This window comes from Candidatus Stoquefichus massiliensis AP9 (genome assembly GCF_000455285.1).
Lineage (GTDB): Bacteria > Bacillota_I > Bacilli_A > Erysipelotrichales > Coprobacillaceae > Stoquefichus > Stoquefichus massiliensis.
On record NZ_HG005288.1, the window covers coordinates 294,285 to 317,226 of the forward strand.

Annotated in this window: 24 protein-coding genes; 1 reads left to right on the forward strand and 23 read right to left on the reverse strand. The window is 31.6% G+C overall.

Translation table 11 applies throughout. From position 1 onward, the window contains the following. Positions 1 to 31: 31 nt before the first annotated feature. The 21 genes from BN350_RS09385 to BN350_RS21330 all read right to left on the reverse strand — a co-directional run bounded on the left by BN350_RS09385 (position 32) and on the right by BN350_RS21330 (position 20,795). Entirely contained in the window at positions 32 to 484 is a 453-nt protein-coding gene (locus BN350_RS09385) for a helix-turn-helix transcriptional regulator (RefSeq protein ID WP_028043370.1), read from the reverse strand. 113 nt (positions 485 to 597) lie between these two features. Further along, positions 598 to 1,041: an NUDIX hydrolase gene (locus BN350_RS09390; RefSeq protein ID WP_231385258.1), complete on the reverse strand. Its 444-nt coding sequence runs from the start codon at positions 1,039 to 1,041 to the stop codon at positions 598 to 600. Between the two features lie 16 nt (positions 1,042 to 1,057). Then, positions 1,058 to 1,801, reverse strand: a complete 744-nt coding sequence (locus BN350_RS09395) for a Nif3-like dinuclear metal center hexameric protein (protein WP_028043372.1) — start codon at positions 1,799 to 1,801, stop codon at positions 1,058 to 1,060. Continuing rightward, the gene (locus tag BN350_RS09400; protein WP_028043373.1) at positions 1,791 to 2,474 is read right to left on the reverse strand and encodes a tRNA (adenine(22)-N(1))-methyltransferase; all 684 of its coding nucleotides are present in this window, start codon (positions 2,472 to 2,474) and stop codon (positions 1,791 to 1,793) included. The genes BN350_RS09395 and BN350_RS09400 overlap by 11 nt, the downstream gene beginning before the upstream one ends. A gap of 1 nt (position 2,475) precedes the next feature. Further along, entirely contained in the window at positions 2,476 to 3,753 is a 1,278-nt protein-coding gene (gene rpoD, locus BN350_RS09405) for an RNA polymerase sigma factor RpoD (RefSeq protein WP_028043374.1), read from the reverse strand. Next, the gene (gene dnaG, locus BN350_RS09410) at positions 3,750 to 5,504 is read right to left on the reverse strand and encodes a DNA primase (protein WP_028043375.1); all 1,755 of its coding nucleotides are present in this window, start codon (positions 5,502 to 5,504) and stop codon (positions 3,750 to 3,752) included. Before dnaG ends, rpoD begins: the two co-directional genes overlap by 4 nt. 18 nt (positions 5,505 to 5,522) lie before the next feature. Next, positions 5,523 to 6,893 (reverse strand): glycine--tRNA ligase, encoded by a 1,371-nt coding sequence (locus BN350_RS09415; protein ID WP_028043376.1) that lies wholly within the window; start codon positions 6,891 to 6,893, stop codon positions 5,523 to 5,525. 149 nt (positions 6,894 to 7,042) lie between these two features. Further along, a complete protein-coding gene (locus BN350_RS09420) occupies positions 7,043 to 7,960 on the reverse strand; it encodes an alpha/beta fold hydrolase (RefSeq protein ID WP_028043377.1) in 918 nt (305 codons plus the stop codon). Then, positions 7,960 to 9,777 carry a YgiQ family radical SAM protein gene (locus BN350_RS09425; protein WP_028043378.1) on the reverse strand — a complete coding sequence of 606 codons (1,818 nt, stop codon included), beginning with the start codon at positions 9,775 to 9,777 and terminating at the stop codon, positions 7,960 to 7,962. Before BN350_RS09425 ends, BN350_RS09420 begins: the two co-directional genes overlap by 1 nt. A 69-nt stretch (positions 9,778 to 9,846) precedes the next feature. Beyond that, the gene (gene recO / locus BN350_RS09430; protein WP_231385259.1) at positions 9,847 to 10,587 is read right to left on the reverse strand and encodes a DNA repair protein RecO; all 741 of its coding nucleotides are present in this window, start codon (positions 10,585 to 10,587) and stop codon (positions 9,847 to 9,849) included. After that, positions 10,568 to 11,461, reverse strand: a complete 894-nt coding sequence (gene era, locus BN350_RS09435) for a GTPase Era (RefSeq protein ID WP_028043380.1) — start codon at positions 11,459 to 11,461, stop codon at positions 10,568 to 10,570. The genes recO and era overlap by 20 nt, the downstream gene beginning before the upstream one ends. Then, the gene (locus BN350_RS09440; RefSeq protein ID WP_028043381.1) at positions 11,458 to 11,853 is read right to left on the reverse strand and encodes a cytidine deaminase; all 396 of its coding nucleotides are present in this window, start codon (positions 11,851 to 11,853) and stop codon (positions 11,458 to 11,460) included. The genes era and BN350_RS09440 overlap by 4 nt, the downstream gene beginning before the upstream one ends. Positions 11,854 to 11,856: 3 nt before the next feature. After that, entirely contained in the window at positions 11,857 to 12,318 is a 462-nt protein-coding gene (ybeY, locus tag BN350_RS09445) for an rRNA maturation RNase YbeY (RefSeq protein WP_028043382.1), read from the reverse strand. A gap of 4 nt (positions 12,319 to 12,322) precedes the next feature. Continuing rightward, entirely contained in the window at positions 12,323 to 14,356 is a 2,034-nt protein-coding gene (locus tag BN350_RS09450) for a cysteine peptidase family C39 domain-containing protein (RefSeq protein ID WP_028043383.1), read from the reverse strand. A gap of 57 nt (positions 14,357 to 14,413) precedes the next feature. Beyond that, positions 14,414 to 15,592 carry an aspartate aminotransferase family protein gene (locus BN350_RS09455; RefSeq protein WP_028043384.1) on the reverse strand — a complete coding sequence of 393 codons (1,179 nt, stop codon included), beginning with the start codon at positions 15,590 to 15,592 and terminating at the stop codon, positions 14,414 to 14,416. Between the two features lie 3 nt (positions 15,593 to 15,595). Continuing rightward, on the reverse strand, positions 15,596 to 16,714 hold the full coding sequence (locus tag BN350_RS09460) for a M20 metallopeptidase family protein (protein WP_028043385.1): 1,119 nt from the start codon (positions 16,712 to 16,714) through the stop codon (positions 15,596 to 15,598). A 9-nt stretch (positions 16,715 to 16,723) separates the two neighbouring features. Then, positions 16,724 to 17,428, reverse strand: coding sequence for a 2,3,4,5-tetrahydropyridine-2,6-dicarboxylate N-acetyltransferase (gene dapD / locus BN350_RS09465; RefSeq protein WP_044600230.1), 705 nt, complete (start codon positions 17,426 to 17,428; stop codon positions 16,724 to 16,726). After that, positions 17,421 to 18,263: a diaminopimelate epimerase gene (gene dapF / locus BN350_RS09470; protein WP_044600231.1), complete on the reverse strand. Its 843-nt coding sequence runs from the start codon at positions 18,261 to 18,263 to the stop codon at positions 17,421 to 17,423. Before dapF ends, dapD begins: the two co-directional genes overlap by 8 nt. Positions 18,264 to 18,468: 205 nt before the next feature. Continuing rightward, a complete protein-coding gene (locus BN350_RS09475) occupies positions 18,469 to 19,290 on the reverse strand; it encodes a zinc ribbon domain-containing protein (RefSeq protein WP_028043388.1) in 822 nt (273 codons plus the stop codon). Between the two features lie 205 nt (positions 19,291 to 19,495). Next, a complete protein-coding gene (locus BN350_RS21325; protein ID WP_231385260.1) occupies positions 19,496 to 20,176 on the reverse strand; it encodes a transposase in 681 nt (226 codons plus the stop codon). After that, a complete protein-coding gene (locus BN350_RS21330) occupies positions 20,151 to 20,795 on the reverse strand; it encodes an IS110 family transposase (RefSeq protein ID WP_231385261.1) in 645 nt (214 codons plus the stop codon). Before BN350_RS21330 ends, BN350_RS21325 begins: the two co-directional genes overlap by 26 nt. Positions 20,796 to 21,028: 233 nt before the next feature. Between BN350_RS21330 and nrdD the strand changes: the two genes are divergently transcribed. Beyond that, complete coding sequence (gene nrdD, locus BN350_RS09485; RefSeq protein ID WP_028043389.1) at positions 21,029 to 21,310, forward strand: anaerobic ribonucleoside-triphosphate reductase; 282 nt, start codon at positions 21,029 to 21,031, stop codon at positions 21,308 to 21,310. A 51-nt stretch (positions 21,311 to 21,361) separates the two neighbouring features. Here nrdD and BN350_RS09490 read toward each other — a convergent pair whose 3' ends face one another. Together BN350_RS09490 and BN350_RS09495 are read right to left on the reverse strand one after the other, a co-directional pair. Then, positions 21,362 to 21,772, reverse strand: coding sequence for a hypothetical protein (locus tag BN350_RS09490; protein WP_028043390.1), 411 nt, complete (start codon positions 21,770 to 21,772; stop codon positions 21,362 to 21,364). Positions 21,773 to 22,007: 235 nt separating this feature from the next. Beyond that, on the reverse strand, positions 22,008 to 22,748 hold the full coding sequence (locus BN350_RS09495; RefSeq protein WP_028043391.1) for a hypothetical protein: 741 nt from the start codon (positions 22,746 to 22,748) through the stop codon (positions 22,008 to 22,010). Positions 22,749 to 22,942: the final 194 nt, after the last annotated feature.

Genomic DNA, 22,942 nt, shown 5'->3' on the forward strand with positions numbered 1-22,942 from the left:
TAATAATCCAGCAATAAATACTAACCAAAAATCACTCATTAGTTTCACCTACCACTTCAAAACCATTAATATCATCAATATCAATCAGTTTAATCACTTCTTCTTTTTTCTTTGTCATTTTCTTTCTTTCATATTTAACTTTAACCCATTGATTATTAATATCTAATATTAAGAATTGTTCCTTGATTGGAGAATCAAGCAAAAGATCTACTTCTTTACAATCAAGCTTACATACCTTACCTATTAAGTTTTTGAGAAGAAGTGATTCTTTTTTTCGATTTGTACTCACAACTTCTAGACCAACTAAATCATCTAAACTGATATGATAAAGCCTTGCTAATTCTGTAGCTTTATCAATCGTTGGTGCTCCCTGATTTAATTCCCAATTAGAAATTGTTTGACGACTCACCTGTAAAATATCAGCTACTTCTTGTTGACTCATTCCTTGTTTTTTACGTAATTTTATTAAATTATCACCAAGCATTTTTATCTCTCCTTTATACTCTTAGTATAAGGTAAAACATATCATTTATCTATCAAAAAAACTTGGCAATGTTGCTAATTTCTTTAACAAAAAGGTTTATCAAGCGATAAACCTTAATAAATATGATCTTGATATTCAATCACGTGATCATCTTGATAAAATATTTTAGCACTATGAAAATGACCATCTTTCATCCAATCAAAGAAATGATAATCACCTTCCCACATTGGTAAATCAGATATATGTTCATCATCAATCCATTGTAGAACACCTTCATTACACTCATGAACTTCACCACTAAAATCAGTACATGTATAAACAAACATGCCTTCATCCTGACCATGATAAAGTTGAGGAAACATTACAAAACCATGCAACTTTAAAGAATGAGCAGTCAATCCAGTTTCTTCAAGGATTTCTCTTTTCATGCAGTCTTCAGCGCTTTCTCCAGCTTCAAACTTACCACCAACACCTATCCATTTTCCTGCATTAATATCATTCTCTTTTTTAATACGATGTAACATTAAAGTTTGGTGATTGCGTTTTATGTAACACATGGTTGTGAGAATCATGTTATCGATACATGTAGTAATCAGATGAACTTCCTTCAATGATTTCTACATCTAACTCCTTACCTAAAAGTTCTTTGAGTTTTAAGACCATAATATTTTCTGCATGATGATTGATATCAATCAATAACATTTGATGATCAACTGCATTTTTTGCATGACGATACTTTGTATCACCAGTTAAATATGCATCAGCCTGTCCATAAAACTGTTCCATAAAATCTGCACCACTCCCACCACATATAGCAACCTTCTCAACTTTATCAACATACCCAGCATATTTAAAATGTTCTAAATGATAGACACTTTGAACATAATCAATAAATGCCTCCATTGTCATTGGCTGATTTAAAGTTGCCTGTCGTGTTATTCCATCTGTACCAATTTCTATATCATGGACACCAAGTTCTTCAATAAGCCATTGATTCATAGACACATTATCCAATGCTGTATGTGAACTATACACAACAACATGATTTTCAATGGCCTTATAAATAAATTTACCCATAATTGAGTCTTTATCGATATTAATAATAGGGTCTAACAAAAAAGGATGATGTGTTATTAACATTTGACAATCATTATCAATAGCTTCTTCTAATGTTTGTATATCCGCATTTAAAGAAACCATAACTTTTGTGACATTTGTATAAATATCACCTATCTGTAATCCGCACTTATCCCACTCTTCTTGTGAAGATAAAGGATAATGCTTTTCCATAACTTCAATAATATCTTTAGCTTGCATTTATTTCACCTTCAATCAAATCAATCATATGTTGAACCTCTTGAAAACGGGGATGTTTTTCATCTAATGATTTCAAAATATTTCTTTGAATTTCCAATTGTCTATGCCACTTTTCATAAAACAAACCGTTTTTACGTTTTCTTAAACAAGGACCAAAATAAAAATCACTTTCATTATAAATTATTTCTTCTTTTGTTTTTTCACATACAATAATCTCATAAATATGATGTGCATCTTTGACAATATCCTCATCAATAATTTTCATATTCTGATGATATAAATATTCTCTTAGAATCTCCAATCCAATATTTGCTTGTAAAATAAAGCGATGTTGAGATAGAAAATCAGGATGTTCATTTAAAATATCAACTGTTAATTTTCCACCCATTCCACAAATACTAATCATATCTACCGATTTATCTATAATAGGGTTCATACCACTTCCTAGAAGTGGTATGACCTGCTTTTCTAATTCATACTGCTGAATCGTTTCTATTGATGCATTAATAGGTCCACTTGCAATATCACATGCATATGCTTTTTCTATCACATCATGCTTCACTAAATAGCACGGTAAATAAGCATGATCTGTTCCGATATCAGCAAGTATCTTTCCTTGTTTATATTTGATAATCAAGTCAGCAATGGCTTGTAATCTTTTTGATAGTTTCATATTAACGATCTAAGAAATCTTTCAAACGTTTAGAACGTGAAGGATGCTTCAATTTTCTTAAAGCCTTTGCTTCAATCTGACGAATACGTTCACGAGTAACATTAAATTCTTTTCCAACTTCTTCTAATGTTCTCGTACGTCCATCATCTAAACCAAAACGTAAACGTAAAACTTTTTCTTCGCGATCTGTTAGTTCTAATAAGACTTCATTTAATTCATCCTTTAATAATTCATTAGCAGCATAATCATCAGGTGACATTGCTCCTTCATCTTCAATAAAATCACCTAAATGTGAATCATCTTCTTCTCCAATTGGTGTTTCTAATGAAACTGGTTCTAATGAAATTTTTTGAATTTCACGCACTTTATCAGGTGTCATACCATCCATTTTATCAGATATTTCTTCGGCAGAAGGCTCTCTTCCTAATTCTTGAATTAATTGTCTTTGCACACGTGTTAATTTATTAATTGTTTCAACCATATGAACTGGAATACGTATTGTTCTTGCCTGATCAGCAATAGCACGTGTAATAGCTTGTCTAATCCACCAAGTCGCATAAGTTGAAAACTTAAAACCTTTTGTATAATCAAATTTTTCAACAGCCTTAATTAAACCCATATTTCCTTCTTGAATAAGATCTAAAAATAACATACCACGTCCAACATATCTTTTTGCAATAGAAACAACCAAACGTAAGTTGGCAGCAGCCAACTTCTTCTTTGCTTCTTCATCACCATCAAGAATACGTTTTGCTAAATCAATTTCTTCATCATGACTTAATAATTCAACACGTCCTATTTCCTTTAAATACATTTTAACAGGATCATTTATCTTCACATTGCTTCCCAATTGATTCTCATCATCATCACTATGATCAGTATACATGTTGACTGTATCACCAGTCATCATATCAAAATCACCAACGAAATCTAAATCAGGAACATCTCCACCAAGTTCGTCATCCAATCCCTCAAGGTCTTCTAAACCTTCTAATGATTCTAAACCTTCTAAATCATCTAAATCAGTAACAACACCTTTTAATAATTCTTCATCATCAATATCTAAAGCATCTAAACCATCTTCAATGAGAATATCACTTTCAGTAATAAATTGTAATAACTCTTCTGCTGATTCATCATCCAAATCATATTTTGTTAAAAAGGCATCCAAATCATCTTGTGATAATGTTCCACCTAATGCATCAGCTGTTTCTTTAATTAGATTTTTTAAATCTTCGAAAGTCACTGGTGCTGCTTTTTTCTTTGTTTCTTTTTTCATATAGACTCCTTTTCACTCTCTAATTTCACTATCTCACTTAAAATCTGAGCCTTTTGACTCGGATCTAAAATATAATTAAACTGTTCTAACAATTGATCCTTTTTCATCTTTCTAGCATTACTTGCAATTGTCTGAATATAATCATCAATAGCTTTTTCTTCATATGGAAGTGGTAATGCTGACTGCGATATTTCTAACACAGTTTGTACCAATTCCTCTTTTTGTATACTATCAATAAGATCAGCAACTTCAATAAATGTATGATGACGATAATAATCAACAATATAAGATGCAATAACACGATATTGATCATTGTACATAAATCCTGCCTTTGCCTCATACTTGGCAGCAACATCTTTACTATTTAACATATAAAACAACAAATCATGTTCTGCTTTTTTATATTTATCAACGAGACGAATTGTTTTTTTTACTTCCTGATAAACATATTCTTCTTTTTTGGGTTTCATTCCAGCAACATGCTGAGCAATAACCTCATAAGAGAAACCTGATTTAGAAGAAAGAATATGCATATAGTAATCACGATCTATATCATCAGTTATCTGTGTAATTTCAAAACACATTTTTTCTAAATAATTTTTTCGATCATCATAATTTAAAGGATCAACCATTCGATATTCAAAATCCATCAAAAATTCAATGGGTTTTAAAGTTTTATGTAATGCTTCTTCCAATCCTAACTGACCATGTTCTTCATATATTTCATCTGGATCATGTCCATCTGGCAAAACAATAATTTTTACTTTAAAACCTGCTTCTTCTAACTCTCTTGCTGCTTTACTCATCGCGGCCTGTCCCGCCTGATCACCATCCAAGCATAAATAAACTTGAGTTGTTAATCGCCGTAAAGCTTGAATATGTCCTTTGGTAAGTGCTGTTCCCATAATAGCTACAGTATTTTCAATTCCGGCTTTATACATAGCAATGACATCCATAAAGCCTTCTAATAAATAAATAAACCCAGCTTGTTTAACTGCTTCTCGACATTGATGATAATGATATAAGGTTTGTCCCTTAACAAAAATATCAGATTCAGGAGAATTTATATACTTACTGTCAGTTTGTGTTGGTTTATAAATACGTCCACTAAAACCAACAACTTGTCCCTGTTGATTATACAAAGGAAACATAATGCGATCATGATAACGATCAAAATGACTCTGTGATTCAATAACCAATCCAGATTTGACCATATCAATTTCACTATATCCTAATTTTGAAAACGCAGTATGTAAAACCGGATCAATAGGTGCATAACCAATTTGAAATTCTTTAATCAAATCATCTGTAAAATGACGATTCATTAAATAGGTCTTTGCTTCTAGTCCTAACTTCGTATTCAAATAATAACTATAAATTTTCTGTGCTTCTTGGTGCATTTGATAAAGAGCGACATGTTCTTTATTTTCTGGCCTTTTTTCAACATCCAGATGATAATCTCTTAAATCAACACGACCTAATTCGGCAACTTTTTTAACAGATTCTATGTATGATATCTTCAGATATTTTTGTAGAAAGGTAAATACATTCCCACCTGTTCCACAAACAAAACACATGAATATCTGCTTATCTGGTGATACGGACATAGAAGGATTTTTATCATCATGAAAAGGACATAAAGCTTTATAATTTCTACCACTTTTTTCTAAAGGAAGATATTGTCCAATCACATCAACGATATCAACACTATGTCTTATTTCATTGATTTTTTCCTGTGGTAGTCGTGCCATTTATGTCCTCTCCTTTCATTAAAATTTAATTTTTTCAGAAATATAAGTAACTAACTGATCAATTGGTAAACGAATCTGTTCCATAGTATCACGATCACGTAATGTTACAGACTGATCATTTTCTGTATCAAAATCTATTGTAATACAATATGGTGTCCCTATAGCATCAGCACGACGATAACGTTTTCCAATTTGACCTGCAACATCATAATCAACATTAAACTCTTGAGATAAAAGTGTATAAACTTCCATTGCTTTTTCACTTTGTTTCTTCGTTAATGGTAAAATAGCAGCCTTTACAGGTGCAACCGCAGGATGCAAATGCATCACAGTACGGGTTTCATTTTCTAAAGTTTCTTCATCATAAGCATCTGATAACACAGATAAAAATAAACGATCTGCTCCAACAGATGGCTCAATAACATATGGAATATATTTTTGATTAGTTTCAGGATCAAGATACTCTAAATTCTTCTTAGAGAATTCCTGATGTCTTGATAAGTCATAATCAGTTCTATCAGCAATACCCCATAATTCACCCCAACCAAATGGATATAGGTATTCAATATCACTTGTTGCTTTAGAATAGAAAGATAACTCTTCTTTTTCATGATCTCTAAATCTTAAATTATCTTTTGATAATCCTAAATCTAATAAAAATTGCATACATCCATCTTTCCAATAATGAAACCATTCTAAATCAGTATCAGGTTTACAAAAGAATTCTAATTCCATTTGTTCAAATTCTCTTGTCCTAAAAATAAAGTTACCTGGCGTAATTTCATTTCTAAATGATTTTCCAATTTGACCAATTCCAAATGGAACTTTTTTACGTGATGTTCTTTGAATATTCTTAAAATTAACAAATATACCTTGAGCTGTTTCCGGACGTAAGTAAACGACATTTTTTGCATCTTTGACAACACCCATATATGTTTTGAACATTAATTCAAATTCACGAATATCTGTAAAATCTTCACTTCCACAATCAGGACACTTAATATGATGTTCTCTAATATAACTCATCATTTTATCTGGTTCCCAACCGTCACTATGAACATCAGGATCATATCCCTCAATTAATTTATCAGCACGGTGTCTTGTTTTACAGTTTTTACAATCAATAAGAGGATCACTAAATCCACCAACGTGTCCACTTGCTTCCCAAACACGTGGATTCATAAATATAGCTGAATCCAATCCAACATTATATGGTGATTCTTGAATAAATCTCTTCCACCATAATTTCTTAATATTGTTTTTCATTTCTACACCTAGTGGACCATAATCCCAAGTGTTTGCTAAACCATCATAAATTTCAGAACCCTGATAAACAAATCCAGAATTCTTTGCATGTGCAATTAACTTATCCATATCTTTATTTGCCATATTTTTACCCCTTTTTACAAATTTTATACACTTATATAAAGTATGAAAGACTTAGCCTATCTGCCAAGTCATATTTTCCCTATAATATGTATTATCGTATGTAGTTATACCCTTATAGTGGTTATTTGTCAACCAACAATAAGGGTATACTATAAATATGTTCTTTCATTTAACCAATTTAAAATATCCTGATAAACGTCTAACTTTCCTTTTTCAAATAAAAGTGCATGTCTTTTGGCAGGAAATATCTTTAAAGTCAAATCTCTTATATCTCTTTTTTTATATTTATTATATAATTTTTTTATTTTTCTACCCATTGGATCATATTCCCCAACACCTATATAGAGTGAAAGATACTGTGGAATTTTCGCAATAGATTCATCACCATTCACTTCATTAACAATCCTAATAATATCCTTATATCCTTGTACTGTATATGAGAAATGTGTCATAGGATCATTTAAAAACTTCTTTTTCTCATCATTATCACTTGTTAACCAATCAATTTCACTTGTTGTTTGATGAACCTTTCGATTTAAACGCTGATGGAAAGATTGAAAATATGAATTTGCCTTATACAGTGGTCCTTTCCATAACTTTAATAATTGAAGATATATTTTTTTTATATACTGATATTCTACTTCTGTTTGCGTACCAAGTAATAAAGCACCTTCAATAAAATCACCATATTCACTCATATACTTACGAATTAAAACAGACCCCAAATCACTACCTAACATAAAATAAGGAACATCAGGATAACGTCCTCGCATAATCAGTTGTAAATGATGCATATCCTTCACAAGATTATCAGGTCCATTCACCTTACCAAAATAACCTTGTTCAAAATCAATCAAGGACTTACCATGACCTGCAAAATCACTCACTACCACAACAAACCCCTGATTTAATAAATAAGATGCAAAATGATCATAACGATCAGCATGTTCGCCTATTCCATGATGAATCTGGATAATACCTTTAACACGTAAAACAACTTTTGGCTCATAAACATGGTAACGCACATGTACGTGCATACAAGATGTATAAGTCTCTGTACGTTTCATTATGATGACCTCCTCTTTGGTGGACGGAATTGTCCTTTTGGTTTGATGAGAGATTTACTATCAAATCCAATGAGATCTTGTCTTTTTGCAAGAACTAAAGCTTCATAGACAAGATGGTAATTCTTTGGATTACGATATTGCATAAGAGCTCTTTGCATTGCTTTTTCTTTTGGTGTCTTTGCGACATATACTGGTTTCATATCACGCGGATCTAATTCAGTATAGTACATTGCTGTTGAAAGAGTTCCAGGAGTTGGATAAAAATCTTGCACTTGTTCTGGCGTATGGTGAATGTCTCTTAAATACTCTGCAAGTTCAATGGCACTCTTTAAATCACTACCTGGATGTGATGACATTAAATAAGGCACAAGATACTGATTCATTCCTAAATCTTTATTTAATTTTTGATACTTTTCAACAAATTTCTCATATAATTCACGATGAGGTTTACCCATCTTGTCTAAGACCTGATCACTAATATGTTCAGGTGCAACTTTTAATTGACCACTAATATGATTTTGAACCAATTCTTTAAAGAACAAATCATTTTTATCATACATCAAATAATCATATCTAATTCCAGATCTCACAAAAACTTTTTTCACACCATCTAATGATCTTAATTTCTTTAACAATTCTAAATAATCACTATGATCAACTTTCAAATTTTGACATGGTTTAGGCCATAAACATTGTTTTGTTGGACAAGCACCATGTGTTTCCTGTTTTTTACAGCTCGGCTGTCTAAAGTTAGCTGTTGGTCCACCAACATCATGAATATATCCCTTGAAATCAGGTTCATCAATCATAATTTTTGCCTCATTAATTAAAGATTCATGTGAACGTGTTTGGATAATACGTCCCTGATGAAAGTTTAAAGCACAGAAATTACATGCTCCAAAACATCCCCGATTACTAATTAATGAAAAACGAACTTCTTCTATCGCTGGAATATAATCATACATAGGATGATATGTTCTTTGATATGGTAGTGCATATGTATCATCAAATTCTATTTGAGTTAATGGACGATTGGGTCTATTTTGTACAACATAAAACCCATCATAAGGTTCTACCAATGTCTTCGCATTAAAATGATCAGTATGCCGATATTGTATTCCAAATGATTTCGCATATGCGCCTTTATTAGTTGATACATCCTGAAACGATGGCAGCATAACATACCCTTCTGGTACAAGAGAAAGATCTTTGACTTTAAAAACTGTACCATCTAAATAAGTCAGATATTGAGCATCAATTCCAGCATCCAATGCTTCAGCAATTTCCACAACACTATTTTCACCCATACCATACATCAGTAAATCAGCTCCAGAATCAACCAAAATTGATTTTCTCACTTTATCATCCCAATAATCATAATGCGATAAACGTCTTAAACTCGCTTCAATTCCACCAATTAAAATTGTTGCATCTTTATAAGCCTCTCGAACTTTTTGACTATAGACAATAACCGCTCTATCTGGCCGATGACCACCTTCACCATTATTTGAATAACTATCCTTTTTTCTTCTTTTTTTAGACACACTGTAATGATTCACCATTGAATCAATATTTCCACTAGAAATCAAAAATCCTAATCTCGGTTTTCCAAATCTTTGAAAATCATCTAAAGTATGCCAATCAGGTTGAGCCAAAAAACAAACTTTAAAACCACGACTTTCTAATGTTCTTGTAATAATAGCTGCTCCAAATGAAGGATGATCCACATAGGCATCACCACTTATATAAACAAAATCAGGTTGCTGCCAACCTCTCTCTAACATTTCTTCTCTTGTAGTTGGTAAAAAATTTCCCATAATGTCTCCCCTTTTATGCACCTATTATACATCAAACAAGCGCTAAGAAAAACAAAATTGTGCAGAAATCTACACAATTTGTTGAATAAATGTTGATGTTTTTAACATCACTCCTGTATATTCTTCGATAAAACCATCCATAATCTTGATTAATGTACAAATGACTTCTCTTGATAAATGTAAATGATCAAGAGAATCAATTGGTATTTTATGAATATGTCGAAATCCTTTTAAAATATCTGGACTATAGATTGGATGACCTTGTCCATGTTCTTGACATAAAAAACCGCCATCAGATAAAGAGATTGAAACAACCTTTGGCGAACCACAAATAACACAACCATCAACATCTAAAGACACACCATTATGATCAAGAATAAACACATTAAATAATAAATAAACAAGCAAAGGCTGATAACCTTGATCCATCGCCTTCAAACATTGATAAAGTATAGTATACTCTTCTTCAATAGGATCATTTTCTTCTATATATCGATAAAAATATTCTAAGATATAGTTTGCAACAATCTCACTTTCCAAACTTTCTTTAACATGTCTTAAATAGTCAATTGGAGTCGCCTTTATTAATGTACTCAGTCCTTTTTTTAAGTAAATTGTTAATTCACTTATCATTAACTGCTGACAGGCACGAGCATTCTTGCTTGTGATTTTTCTAACCCCTTTTGCAACAATACCAATCTTTCCATATTCACGTGTATAAACATGTAAAATCATATCATTATCTTTATAAGGGGTTGTTTTTAAAATAATACCAGCAACGACTTCTTCATTAGTAGTCGTTTTCATCATATCCAAACTCCTTGAGATACTTTTGTTTATTACGCCAGTCCTTTTCAACCTTCACAAAGAGTTCAAGTTCAACAGGAACCTGTAAAAAGCGTTTCATCTCACGACGAGCATTTTGTCTAATCTTTTTAATTAAACTTCCCTGTTTACCAATAATAATTCCTTTTTGACTTGGACGATCCACAACAATTGCTGCCATAATATGAACCCCCTTATCATCTTCAATCATTCTTTCAATGACTATTGCTACACTATGAGGAACTTCTTCATGCGTAAAATACAGAACTTTTTCTCTAATAAATTCAGCCATAATAAATCTTTCAGGATGATCTGTAATATGATCTTTTGGATAATACATAACGCCTTCATTTAAATCATCTTTAATGATTGAAATAAGTTTTGAAACATTATCTCCACTTAATGCACTAATTGGAATGATTTCTTTAAAATCAAAGAGGTCTTTCCACTCATTCAATTTCATAATTAATTGATCTTTATTCAACAAATCAATCTTGTTTAAAATCAAATAAACAGGTCCATCAGCCTCCTTTAATCTTTCAACGATAAAACGATCTCCTTTTCCAATTTTTTCATCAGCTGGTGCGATAAACAAAACCAAATCAACACCATAAATACTATTCAATGCATTTGTATTCATAAAAGATCCTAAGCCATCTTGAGGCTTATGAATACCTGGTGTATCCATAAAAATGATTTGTGCTTCATCATCCGTATAAATACCTTGAATTGTATTCCGTGTTGTTTGCGCAGTTGATGAAGTTATTGCTAATTTCGTTTGTAAAATATAATTAAGTAACGTCGATTTCCCAACATTAGGTCGACCCACAATACTTACAAATCCTGATTTAAATGTCATAAACTTTCTCCCGTAAATGCGCGTGGCAATAATTCTTGCATATTTGTCACTTCATAATAATCTTTACACCCTAATATGATAGGTGTATAAGGATCTAACAATTCTGCTAAAACTTGACGACATGCTCCACAAGGTGAAATCAATGGAGAACAATCTCCCACGATTGCAAGTGCTTCAATATCATCTTTACGATACCCTCTACAATAAGCCTGAAAAACAGCATTTCTTTCAGCACACATTGTTGAGCCATAAGCAGCATTTTCGATATTTGTACCATGAATCATTGTTCCATCTTTAAGCAAAACACATGCTCCTACTCGAAAAGAAGAATAAGGCACATAAGCATTTTTTGTTGCTATAAAAGCTTCATCAACTAATTTTTGATAATCCATACGTTAACTCCTTTCAATTCCTAATTCATTTAATATCTCTTTTTGCAAAGCAAACATTTCTTTTTCATCCTCTTCATTCATATGATCATATCCTAGTAAATGCAATAAGCCATGTGTAAACAAGAAACACATTTCACGCTGAAGTGAATGTCCATATTCAATGGCTTGCACCTTAGCATGATCATAAGAAATGAAAATATCTCCTAAACTTCTTGGCATCCCTTCAACATAAAACTGATCATTATCTTCCAAAGCAAAACTAATGACATCAGTAGAACGATCAATTTGCCGATAATCACGATTCATTGCATGAATCTCATCATCGTTAATAATAATACAAGATAATTCCACATCATCTTCTATTTTTAAATACTCAAGTGTTTTCTCTATAATTTCTATAAACTGCTGTTCATAGTTCTCTTCACTTAAATTTTTTTCATCTTCATATACAAAATCTATCATCATATTATCACCCTTTACTTTTCAATCTTCCTTTTTCAATTATAGCACAAGCCACATTCTTGTTCACTATTTTTGTTTGATGATTCACAATAATGTAAATTTTCCCATCATCATTTTTCAATAGATAACGTATTATCTTATTTGCTAGTTTTGAATCCATATGAGAAAAAGCTTCATCTAATATGAACACATCATAATTTTGACACAGCAAACGAATTATCGCAACGACTTGTCTTTGTCCTAGCGATAAAGGTCTGCCATCCTCACTTAAAACAACAGAAAACATCTCTTCTAAATGACTTTGTCCAAAAGCCTTTAAATACATCTTGACTTTCTTTTCATCCTGACATAAAAAATTATTCCACAAACTCATATGTAAAAAAGTAGGTGTTTCATGAGTATAACCAATATGCTGATATAATGACTGTAAATCTAAAGTTCTTAATTCATGATGATTAATATAAATATCTCCTTGATAATTCAAATCTATACCCATTAATAACCTCAAGAAAGTTGATTTTCCGCAACCTGTTTCTCCTTTTAAAAGAAGATGTGTAGAAATAGATAAATCAAGATGTTCTAAAATAGGCAACTGATAACCGTAGGCATAAGTTAAGTTATCAATGGTAATAGATGTAATCTTTTCATCAAAATTGATTTTTTCAACAGGTTCATCCAATTCAAAAGATTTATATTTTTCATAGATTAAACTCATTTGTTTATACTGACTTGCTAATGTTACCATACTTAAAACTGGCTGAATACAATAAGAAACAAGCATATAAAACATCATCAATTGACCTATTGAAAGATGCTCCTGATGAAAAAAATAAAACCCTAATACTAAAACAATACCATAAAAGATATAAATAATATATTGAATTGTACTTTGTAAATGATTTAAAAAAAGTGCTTGCTTTTGTTTTAATAAAGCCTCATCTAAATAAATATGATAACTTCTTTCTCTTGTTCTTTGAAATATCTGAAATCTTTTAATAAGGAATTGATTTTCAATAAGTTCTAATATATGATGCTGATAACTAAAATGTGCCTCTAAGTATTGTTTATTAATGTCTTGCAATACAGAAAAACGCTTGTAAGCATAACACATAATGACCATCAGCATCATAACAACGACAATCGTCATATAAATATTTAATATTATCATACCACCTAAAAATACAAAAAAAGATAACCCATCTAAAAATAATCTCTCAAAACAGGCAATACTCATTTCACTTAAATCAAATAAACTTAATAACTGACTTTGCAGTGATCCGATATCCTGATAAAAGAATGCAGATGATTGCTGAAGCATTTTCATTGATGAATGAAATACATAATCCTCATCTAATGCCATCTGTAAATGAATAATAGCTTTATTTTTTTGCTTTTCCATTTTGGTTTTGATAAGTTCTATCAAACAATACACAATACATAAAACAACCATATAAAAGAACTGCGTTTCTCTTTGAATATCATCTATGAATATCTGAAAAAAATAACTACTAAGATATCCTAAAAGAGATATTCCTAAGCCCTTATAAAGCAAAGACATCATATGCAGACGATATGACATAAACGTTTCCATCAAAAAATCTCGATAAGATTTATAATGCAATTGAGGAACACGTCCAACATGCAAAACAGCTATCATTCGTGATGCGTAATGTTCATTCATTTCTTCCTGATAAACTGTTATGAGTCCACGAGCAGGATCACCTATAATATACTCATCATCATTTCTTTCATACAAAACAACAAAATGACCCATACCTTCATAAATCATATACAAAATACATGGATACTTAACTTCTTGATGAATATCATCCAATGTTGCCTCATAAGCTTTCGCTTCTATTTGATATGCTTTTAAACATTCAAGCATACCCTTAATGGATATACCATTTTGATTAAGTCTTGCTTTCTTTTTAATTTCTTTAACTTCTTCTTGGAAACCATAATATTTTAAAATCATTAAAATACAATAGGCTCCGCATGCTTTTTCTTCGTCTTGTAATTCTATTGGATATTTGTGCATATAAAAACCCCCTTACTTCTATATACGTAAAAATAAGCGGATTTTCTTTTTTTATTTTCATTTTTTTAATATTTTTTTCAATTTTCCTATAAATTCATCTATATTCTCTTTATTGATGATAAATGGAGGCAACATTCTTAAAACATTTTCTCCTGCAGTAACAACAATGACACCCTCATTTAATAGTTCTTTAACAATCGGTTTGACATTCTGATTAAAGACGAGACCTTGCATTAATCCCAACCCACGATGTTCCTCAATAATATCAAATTCTCTAACTAACTCATCTAACTTCTCTAATAAATATTCTGACATATCTCTAACATGTGTAAGCAAATCTTCTTTTTCAAGAATTTCAAACACTGTTTTCACTGCTGCACATACAAGTGGATTTCCTCCGTAAGTACTTCCATGATCCCCTGGTTCCATAGCTTTCGCATATTTTTTATTAGCAACAAATGCTCCAACTGGAACACCACAGCCAATACCTTTAGCAAGACAAACAATATCTGGCAAGATATCATATTGAAAATACGTCATGATTGTTCCTGTACGCCCCATTCCACATTGTACTTCATCTAATATTAAACAAATATCATGCTGATCACAAAGTTCTCTTAAACCTTTCATAAAATCTTTATGACAAAGGTTTAATCCTCCTTCACCCTGTAATGGTTCTACAATAATAGCAGCTGTACGTTCATTAATGAGTTCTTTAACACTTTCTAAATCATTGAGTGTTGCATATTGAACACCTTCAATTAATGGTCCAAAGGCTTCCTGATAATGAGGATTGCCAGTAAGTTTAACTGAACCAGTAGAACGCCCATGGAAAGAATGATGAAAAGAAATAATTTCGCTATCTGCTTTTCTATGTTTTAAATAATAATATTTTCTAGCCAGTTTTAAAGCCCCTTCTGTTGCTTCGGTTCCAGAATTACAGAAAAATACTCCATCTAATTGTGTAGCTTTTTTCACAGCTTCGGCAGCCTCTATAGATACTGGTGTATAAAAGTAATTTGAAACATGCATTAATGTCGCTATTTGTTTTTGTAAGGCTTCAACATAAGGCTGATATCCATAACCTAATGAATTGACACCAATTCCTGAATAGAAGTCTAAATATTCTTTCCCTTCTGTATCATATAAATGAACACCTTCACCTTTTTCTAAAAGAATATCATATCTTCCATAAGCTCTTAAAAAAGCCTGTTCCCCTCTCGTATATAAATCCATCATTTACACTCCCTTCATATGACATGCAATAGTATAATATAAATTCACTGCTTTTTCTAATACTTCTTCATGAAAATTAAATGTTTCTGTATGTAATCCACTTTGATATTGATCACAATATGTTCCTAGATAAAAGAAAATACCTGGAATAACTTTTTGATAAAATGCAAAATCTTCAGACAGCATCAATGGTTCTTTTAATTCAATATAATCTTGTTTAATCAATTCACGAAATATTGAATAAAGTTTTTCATCATTCATAACAGGTGGATACATTGGAGGACAACTCCATTTTATTTGACATTCATAAGTCTTTTCCAATCCCTGATGAATCGCATCAATTTCATTTGTGATATCGATAAATAATTTTTCATCATAACAACGTAATGTTCCATGCATGACTGTTTCACTGGCAACACTATTACGAGTTGTTCCTCCTTGAATATGTCCGATATTCAGTACAACAGGTACAAAAGGACTGATTCTTCTAGCAACTAATGACTGATACTGTTGAATAGCGTGACTAGCTACCATAATACTATCAATTCCTTCTTGTGGCAATCCAGCATGAGATCCCTTACCTTGAATAGAAACATCCATTTCACCACACATTGCCATTAATGGACCATTCTTGCATGCAATTGTACCTTCTTCAATAAATGGCATTAAATGCATACCAAATATAGCCTTTACATTATATTCTTCAAGAATCCCTGATTCAACAACAAACTTTGCTGCTCCAGGTGATTCCTCAGCAGGCTGAAAAATCAGAAGAATATTATATGGAAAAGAAAAATCAGATTCTTTTATACGTTTTGCCAGCCCTAGTAATGCACTCATATGTCCATCATGACCACAGGCATGCATACGGCCATGATGTTGTGATTGAAAATCAATATCATTATGTTCATTTAGTGCTAAACCATCTATATCACTTCGAAATGCTATCGTTTTTTCTCTATGACAATCAACATAAACAATTGTTCCTGTTTCAACAACAGCCTCCCATTGATACCCCATTTTTTCTAATTCTTGTCGTAAATAAGCTGCCGTCTTATATTCTTTTAAACCCAACTCAGGAATCTTATGTAAATCTCTTCGCCATCTTCTTAATTCTTCCATGTTTCCGCCCTATAATTTTCTTAAATCATCCATCAACTGTGTTTTTTCTTTGGTTTGTTCCGATTTTTTTTCATGAATGATTCTTGCTGGATTTCCTGCTACGACAGCTCCTGCTGGAACATCTTTTAAAACAATACTTCCTGCCCCAACAACTGCTCCTTTACCAACACGAACCCCTTCAACCACAACCGCATTTGCACCAATTAAAACATCATCCTCTAATATAACAGGTGTTGCACTCGGTGGTTCAATTACACCAGCTAGAACTGCTCCAGCACCAACATGACAACGTTTACCAACAATGGCACGTCCACCTAAAATAGCTCCCATATCAATCATAGAATCTTCACCGATTTTTGCTCCAATGTTGATGATTGCCCCCATCATAATAACTGCATGATCTCCAATTTCAACATTATCTCGAATCAAAGCACCAGGTTCAATACGTGCATTAATATTCGTTAAATCCAGCATAGGAATCGCACTATGACGTCGATCCTGTTCTAAATAAGAATCAGTAATCAAATCGGCATATTGATTCAAATATTCTTGAACAGTCTCTAGATCACCTATTAATACTCTTGTAGACTTATCTCCAAAAGATTTAAATCCATCTCCCTCTGGCAAATTATTTCCTTTCACATAAACCTTTACAGGTGTTTGCTTCTTTGCATTACCAATATATTCAATAATCTCTTCAGCGCTTTTATACATAAAAATCCTCCTCGTTTATAATACCTTCAAATATAGTATGAGCATTACCTTCCATATAAATATGTCCATTCTTATAACTTATATCCAAAACACCACCTAATAATTCAACTCGAACATGTTCATCACATAATCCATTTAAATAACTTGCATACATAGCTGCACATGCACCTGTTCCACAAGCCATCGTTTCTCCTGAGCCCCGTTCCCAAACACGCATTTTTAAATATTGTCTATTGATAACTTCAACAAACTCTGTATTAACTAAATCTGGAAACAACGGATGATGTTCAATGTTTGGTCCAATGGTCTTTATATCAAAATCAAGATTATCTACATACATAACTGTATGAGGATTTCCCATTGATAAAGATGTTAATTGATAAATCTTACCAGTAACTTCTACATTTTCATTAATCATATATTCTTTTTCAAAAAGACAAGGAATTTCCTTAGTATTTAAGATTGGTTCTCCCATATCTACTTTTACACTTTGAACTATATGATTTTCAACAGTCAACCAAACTTTCTTTATACCACCTAGAGTTTCAATCTCTAAATATGTTTGATCTGTCAATCCATGGTCATATACAAATTTAGCAAAACAGCGAATCCCATTACCGCACATTTTTCCTTCACTGCCATCCAAATTAAACATACGCATCTTAAAATCATATTGTTTTGATGCTAAAATAACAATCATACCATCACTACCAATTCCAAAATGACGATCACTAATTTTTGAGATGAATTGCTTATCCATAGGAATATCTTGATTTATACCATCAAAATAAATATAATCATTGCCTATTCCTTCCATTTTTGTAAATCTCAACATAGTATCACCTCATCTTTTTGAAATATATTAACATTTTTTTATTATGATGAAAAGACTTTTTTAAATCATTTGCATATAATGAAAATAGGTGAGATTATGAAATATATGTTAAGAAGAGTGAATCATGTTTTATCTATATTATTATTAACCATATTATTAATGATTTTTCATTATTATTTATATTAAAAATAGTGGTCAATAACCACTATTTCCTGATTTTGTATCCACATTTAGGACATGTTTCTTCAGATTGAATTACTTCTCCACAATTAGGGCAGTATGTTTGTTCATCTTCAAGTTTAGTTATTTCAGGTGTAGCTGAAGATTCTGCGTTCCCATTTGTTTTTTTCTTCTTTAATACAAAGAATACTGCTATAAGAATAATAGCCACACCACAAGCAATCAAAGCAATTGTTGTTCCTATACCACCACTAGACATTGGTGAAGAAATCACTAAATCATCAGTATTTCCACTAGACATTAATTCTAATAAATCAACAGTGACTTTATTTCCTTCAGCCTTTCCTAAATTTGTTGTTGCTTCTCCTGGCATTTCTACAATAACATTCATTTCCATTCCAGCTGCTTTTAATTTAGAAACAGAATACCCATATGCATTCATTGAATCTAAATCCATTTCATTTTCAAAGTCATCCATCGGCAATGTTAAAACAATGCATTTTTCTCCATCAATCTCTTTTTCAGATAATAAATTTGTTGTTTCTTCTGCCGAACTTACTCCTTCAATATTTAATCCAACCCATTTTGTTCCATCAATTGTTTTATTAATTGGTGTTGTCTTAGCATCTTTTAAACTCTCTTTAGAAAGAATCTGTTCTTTCATTTTATTCAAATAATCATCAGTTGTCATGCCTGTTGTTTTTAGTAAAGACTCTTCAACTAGCATTTCCATTCCCATATTCATTGTTTTATCAGATTTAACTTCAACCTGAATATTCATTTTCATACATCCAGTTAAGACAATGACCATTAATATCATTGCCAAAAATTTAAATACTTTTTTCATTTAGCTTCCCCTTTCAATATCCATATAATCATTCTAACATAATTTGACATAATTTCAATTTTGAATTATACAATGTGATAGTGCATATCTATTGAAGTTTAGGAGAAAGTACCTATAATAATATTAAAGTAGGTGAATAATCTGAATAAAAATTAAGAACGGAAACTACAAAAAGTGTATAATACCCCTTTCCCCAATTTTATGACTATTTTAGGTGGGGTGAGTCGCTAGATTTCTTGAGAAGAATGCCCATAATTTCTTCTTCACTTAAACCAGTTCGTGATAACTGATTATAAGCATTTTTAAGATTGTTTTTGATATATTCAATACGTTGTTTCTGAGTCGTTTCAATATCAGCCATATCGGACGGATTGAAAACTTCTCCAGTTTTAAGCATGTGGTAAATAGCTATAAGAATTTTTCTGGCAATGGCTATGATGGCTCGTTTCTTACTGCGACGTTTTGAGATTCTATTAAACTTATCAGCATAATAGTCACATTTTTTATCCTTGACTACTGCTTGGGCAACTTGAACAATACATGGCTTAAGGTAAACACCAGCTCTTGAAATCCTAACTGATTTCTTTTTTCCAGCCGATTCATTACATCCTGGAGCTAATCCTGCCCATGAAGTCAGTTTTCTATGTGATGACCATTGAGACATATCAATACCAGGAATGGTACAAAGAAGCTGAATGTGGTTTTCATATCCAGCCACCATTTCATTGATGTGAAGCTGAATCCCATCTAAAAGTGAATCGACATATTCCATATCTTTTTTAACGATATTGATTCTTGCTTTCTGATGAGGATTAAGGTCCGTCCCATCAACAGCACTGAGGATATCTTCGGGAGAAGCTTTACAATGTCCATAGACTATAGTCATCATCTGATAAAATAAGATTGACAATGGAGGAAGCAGATTTACCAAAGGTATCAGTAAAGACCATATCAACTTTACAGTTTCCAACAGTAAGAGCATTCTGGAAACGATTCTTCTCAGAAGAACGAGTATTGATAAGCTTAAACTGATATCTGGTCAATTCTCTAAGGATGCGAATATCCTTTTTAGGGATAAAACTGGATCTGACAAGACCAAACTTGAAAAGATCAGCAATCCATTTGGCATCCTTATTGTCATCTTTCTCACCTTTAATATTTAGGATTGGCAACGGCGACATTGGAAATAAAACCTTCCAGTGCATTATATACAGGGATATAATACTTGCTGGTACTTTCCATGCATACATTTTGACAGTCGTTTTCAATGAGCCAGTTTCTAAATTTGATGAGCTGGTTATTGAAGATTGAGAATCTTTTGCGAATATACTTGGGCTTAGTGGAATCAGAAAAGCAGATAACTGCAACAATGAAGCATTTATGCACGTCAACACCACAAGCTCTGGAATAAATAACTTCCATAAATAAAAATCTCCTTTCAAATAGAATGGAGAAGAAGAAACAGTGACTGAATGACTGACACTAAAGAGAAAAACTAAAGTCAATGATTAATCTGCAGCCTCGAAGACTACTCATGTGTGCTTGAAAAAGTCATTCTCGCACTGGTTAATATACTGTTTTGAACTGAATAAGTTGCAGAAATCTACAACTCACCTCATCGTGCTTTGTAGTATGACTCTCCTTCAGTTAAAGAATAAAATAAAAGACCTACAGAATCAAGGTTATTCATCACAATGTGTGCCTTGAAGCCGCAGGCGGAAAGGAATGTAAGGTTAATATGAAAAAAACAGAGAATGTCAATGTGGAAATTATTAATGGTGCAATGGACGAGGAAGAAATAAGAGCTTATATTCATTATGTTAAAGAGAAATATAAAGATGAAACACTATTATCATTAACCTTAACAATTGATGGAGATTATGTTGATATGCATTACCATCTTAAACCTCAGCCAATTGAGAGAATACGTCGAATTACTGGTTATTTAGTGGGAACACTTGATCGTTTTAATGATGCAAAAAAAGCTGAAGAACATGATCGTGTCAAACATCATATCTAAGTAAAAGCATATCAATGAAAAGTATTGATATGCTTTTTGTTATGTCTTATTTCAAAAATGAAATTTTGCTTTTAAATCATTCATAAATGCATCATAATTATTAATAGCATAAACATCTTCATTACAAATACAATAATCATAAACTATTGTATATTCATAATTTGTTTTACCTAAAAACTCTAATTTATATGAAACTCCTTTAGGTTTATCTAACTCTTTTTCATTCATTAATTTTTTATCAGACTGAGTCATATTATTGACTCTCTGTATTAAAGATTCAATACTATCTTCATCATCCAAAGAATAGACAACAGGTTCTTCACTCATCCCATAAACCGTTAATACAACAGTATTTATTTCATTTTTAATTTGATAACTCGTCCTATCGTGATTACAAAAAACAATAACAATGAGTATCCCTAATATTCCTAATATCAAGAATGTTTTATTCTTTAAATGCATACAGTATCACCCCCTATCTCTTTTATTACAAATGAATTAAACTATGTTTTTGCACCACTAATCAAAATAAGTTTAATATCTTTTTTAGTTATTTAAATTATAGAATGTTATTATTTAGGTGTCAAATCTAACAAATTACAAATATAGTCATCATTTAAGAATATCTTGAGCAAACTTCATTATTTTCCTTTTATTCTCTTCAATCTCTGTTAATAAAGATTTTATTACTAAATCTTTATATTTCTTCATTTGCTCGGTGATAGAAATATAATCGCAATTTTCTACAGTCATTCAGATATTCTTCCTTAGCATAATCAAAAATATGACTACAAAATGCAAGTGTTAAAATTGCATACCTATATTCCTTTCTTTCCTGTGATGTCGTCATATCTTCATAGCCAGCTAGTGTTTTATACATTTTCTCACTAAGATTATTTAATGCCACCTTTACTTTAACTACAACTGATATATCAGAATCAACTTTCATCGCTTCCATTAAAAAAAATATAATTTTCTTTATTGCAGTTTTTTTACGATCATGCACACTTACATAATCCTTAACAGTATAATCTATCTGTTTATCGAAAACAACAATCATTTCCAATGCATCATTTAACATTTTATAAAGAGTATTTTTTGTATAATATTCAAACTCTACATAATGAAGCATTTTATGAATAGATATATTCTTGAGGTATTTATAGACAATAATTTTCTTGTAATCACTAGGCAACAGTTCTATATAAGCAAGCTGCTGATCAATAAAAGCTATAGTTTCTTCTTCCCTATTTAGTGCTCTTATAATGGGGTTCTGATATATTCCAGAACCTTCAGGCTTATCAGAGTTAATTGATATTACTGAAACATTTCCAGACTGTGTTGTCTCTACAATACTTGGAATCCCAAACTTATAATACAAAGATAATTCATTTAAGTTGTTTTCTGCTTTATATATAGCTTCTTCTCTCTTATCCATATTCCTGTCCTCCCAGATAACACAAAAAGACCTGACATTAACGTAAAACATAAAGTTTCATGTTAATATCAGGTCTTATAACCTAAATATATAAAAATATAAAATAGGGCGGTCGATGGGAACTTAGCATTTATATATAATAGATAGAAAACAACGTATTTAAGCCATTTAAAAAGCATATCAATGTACATAGA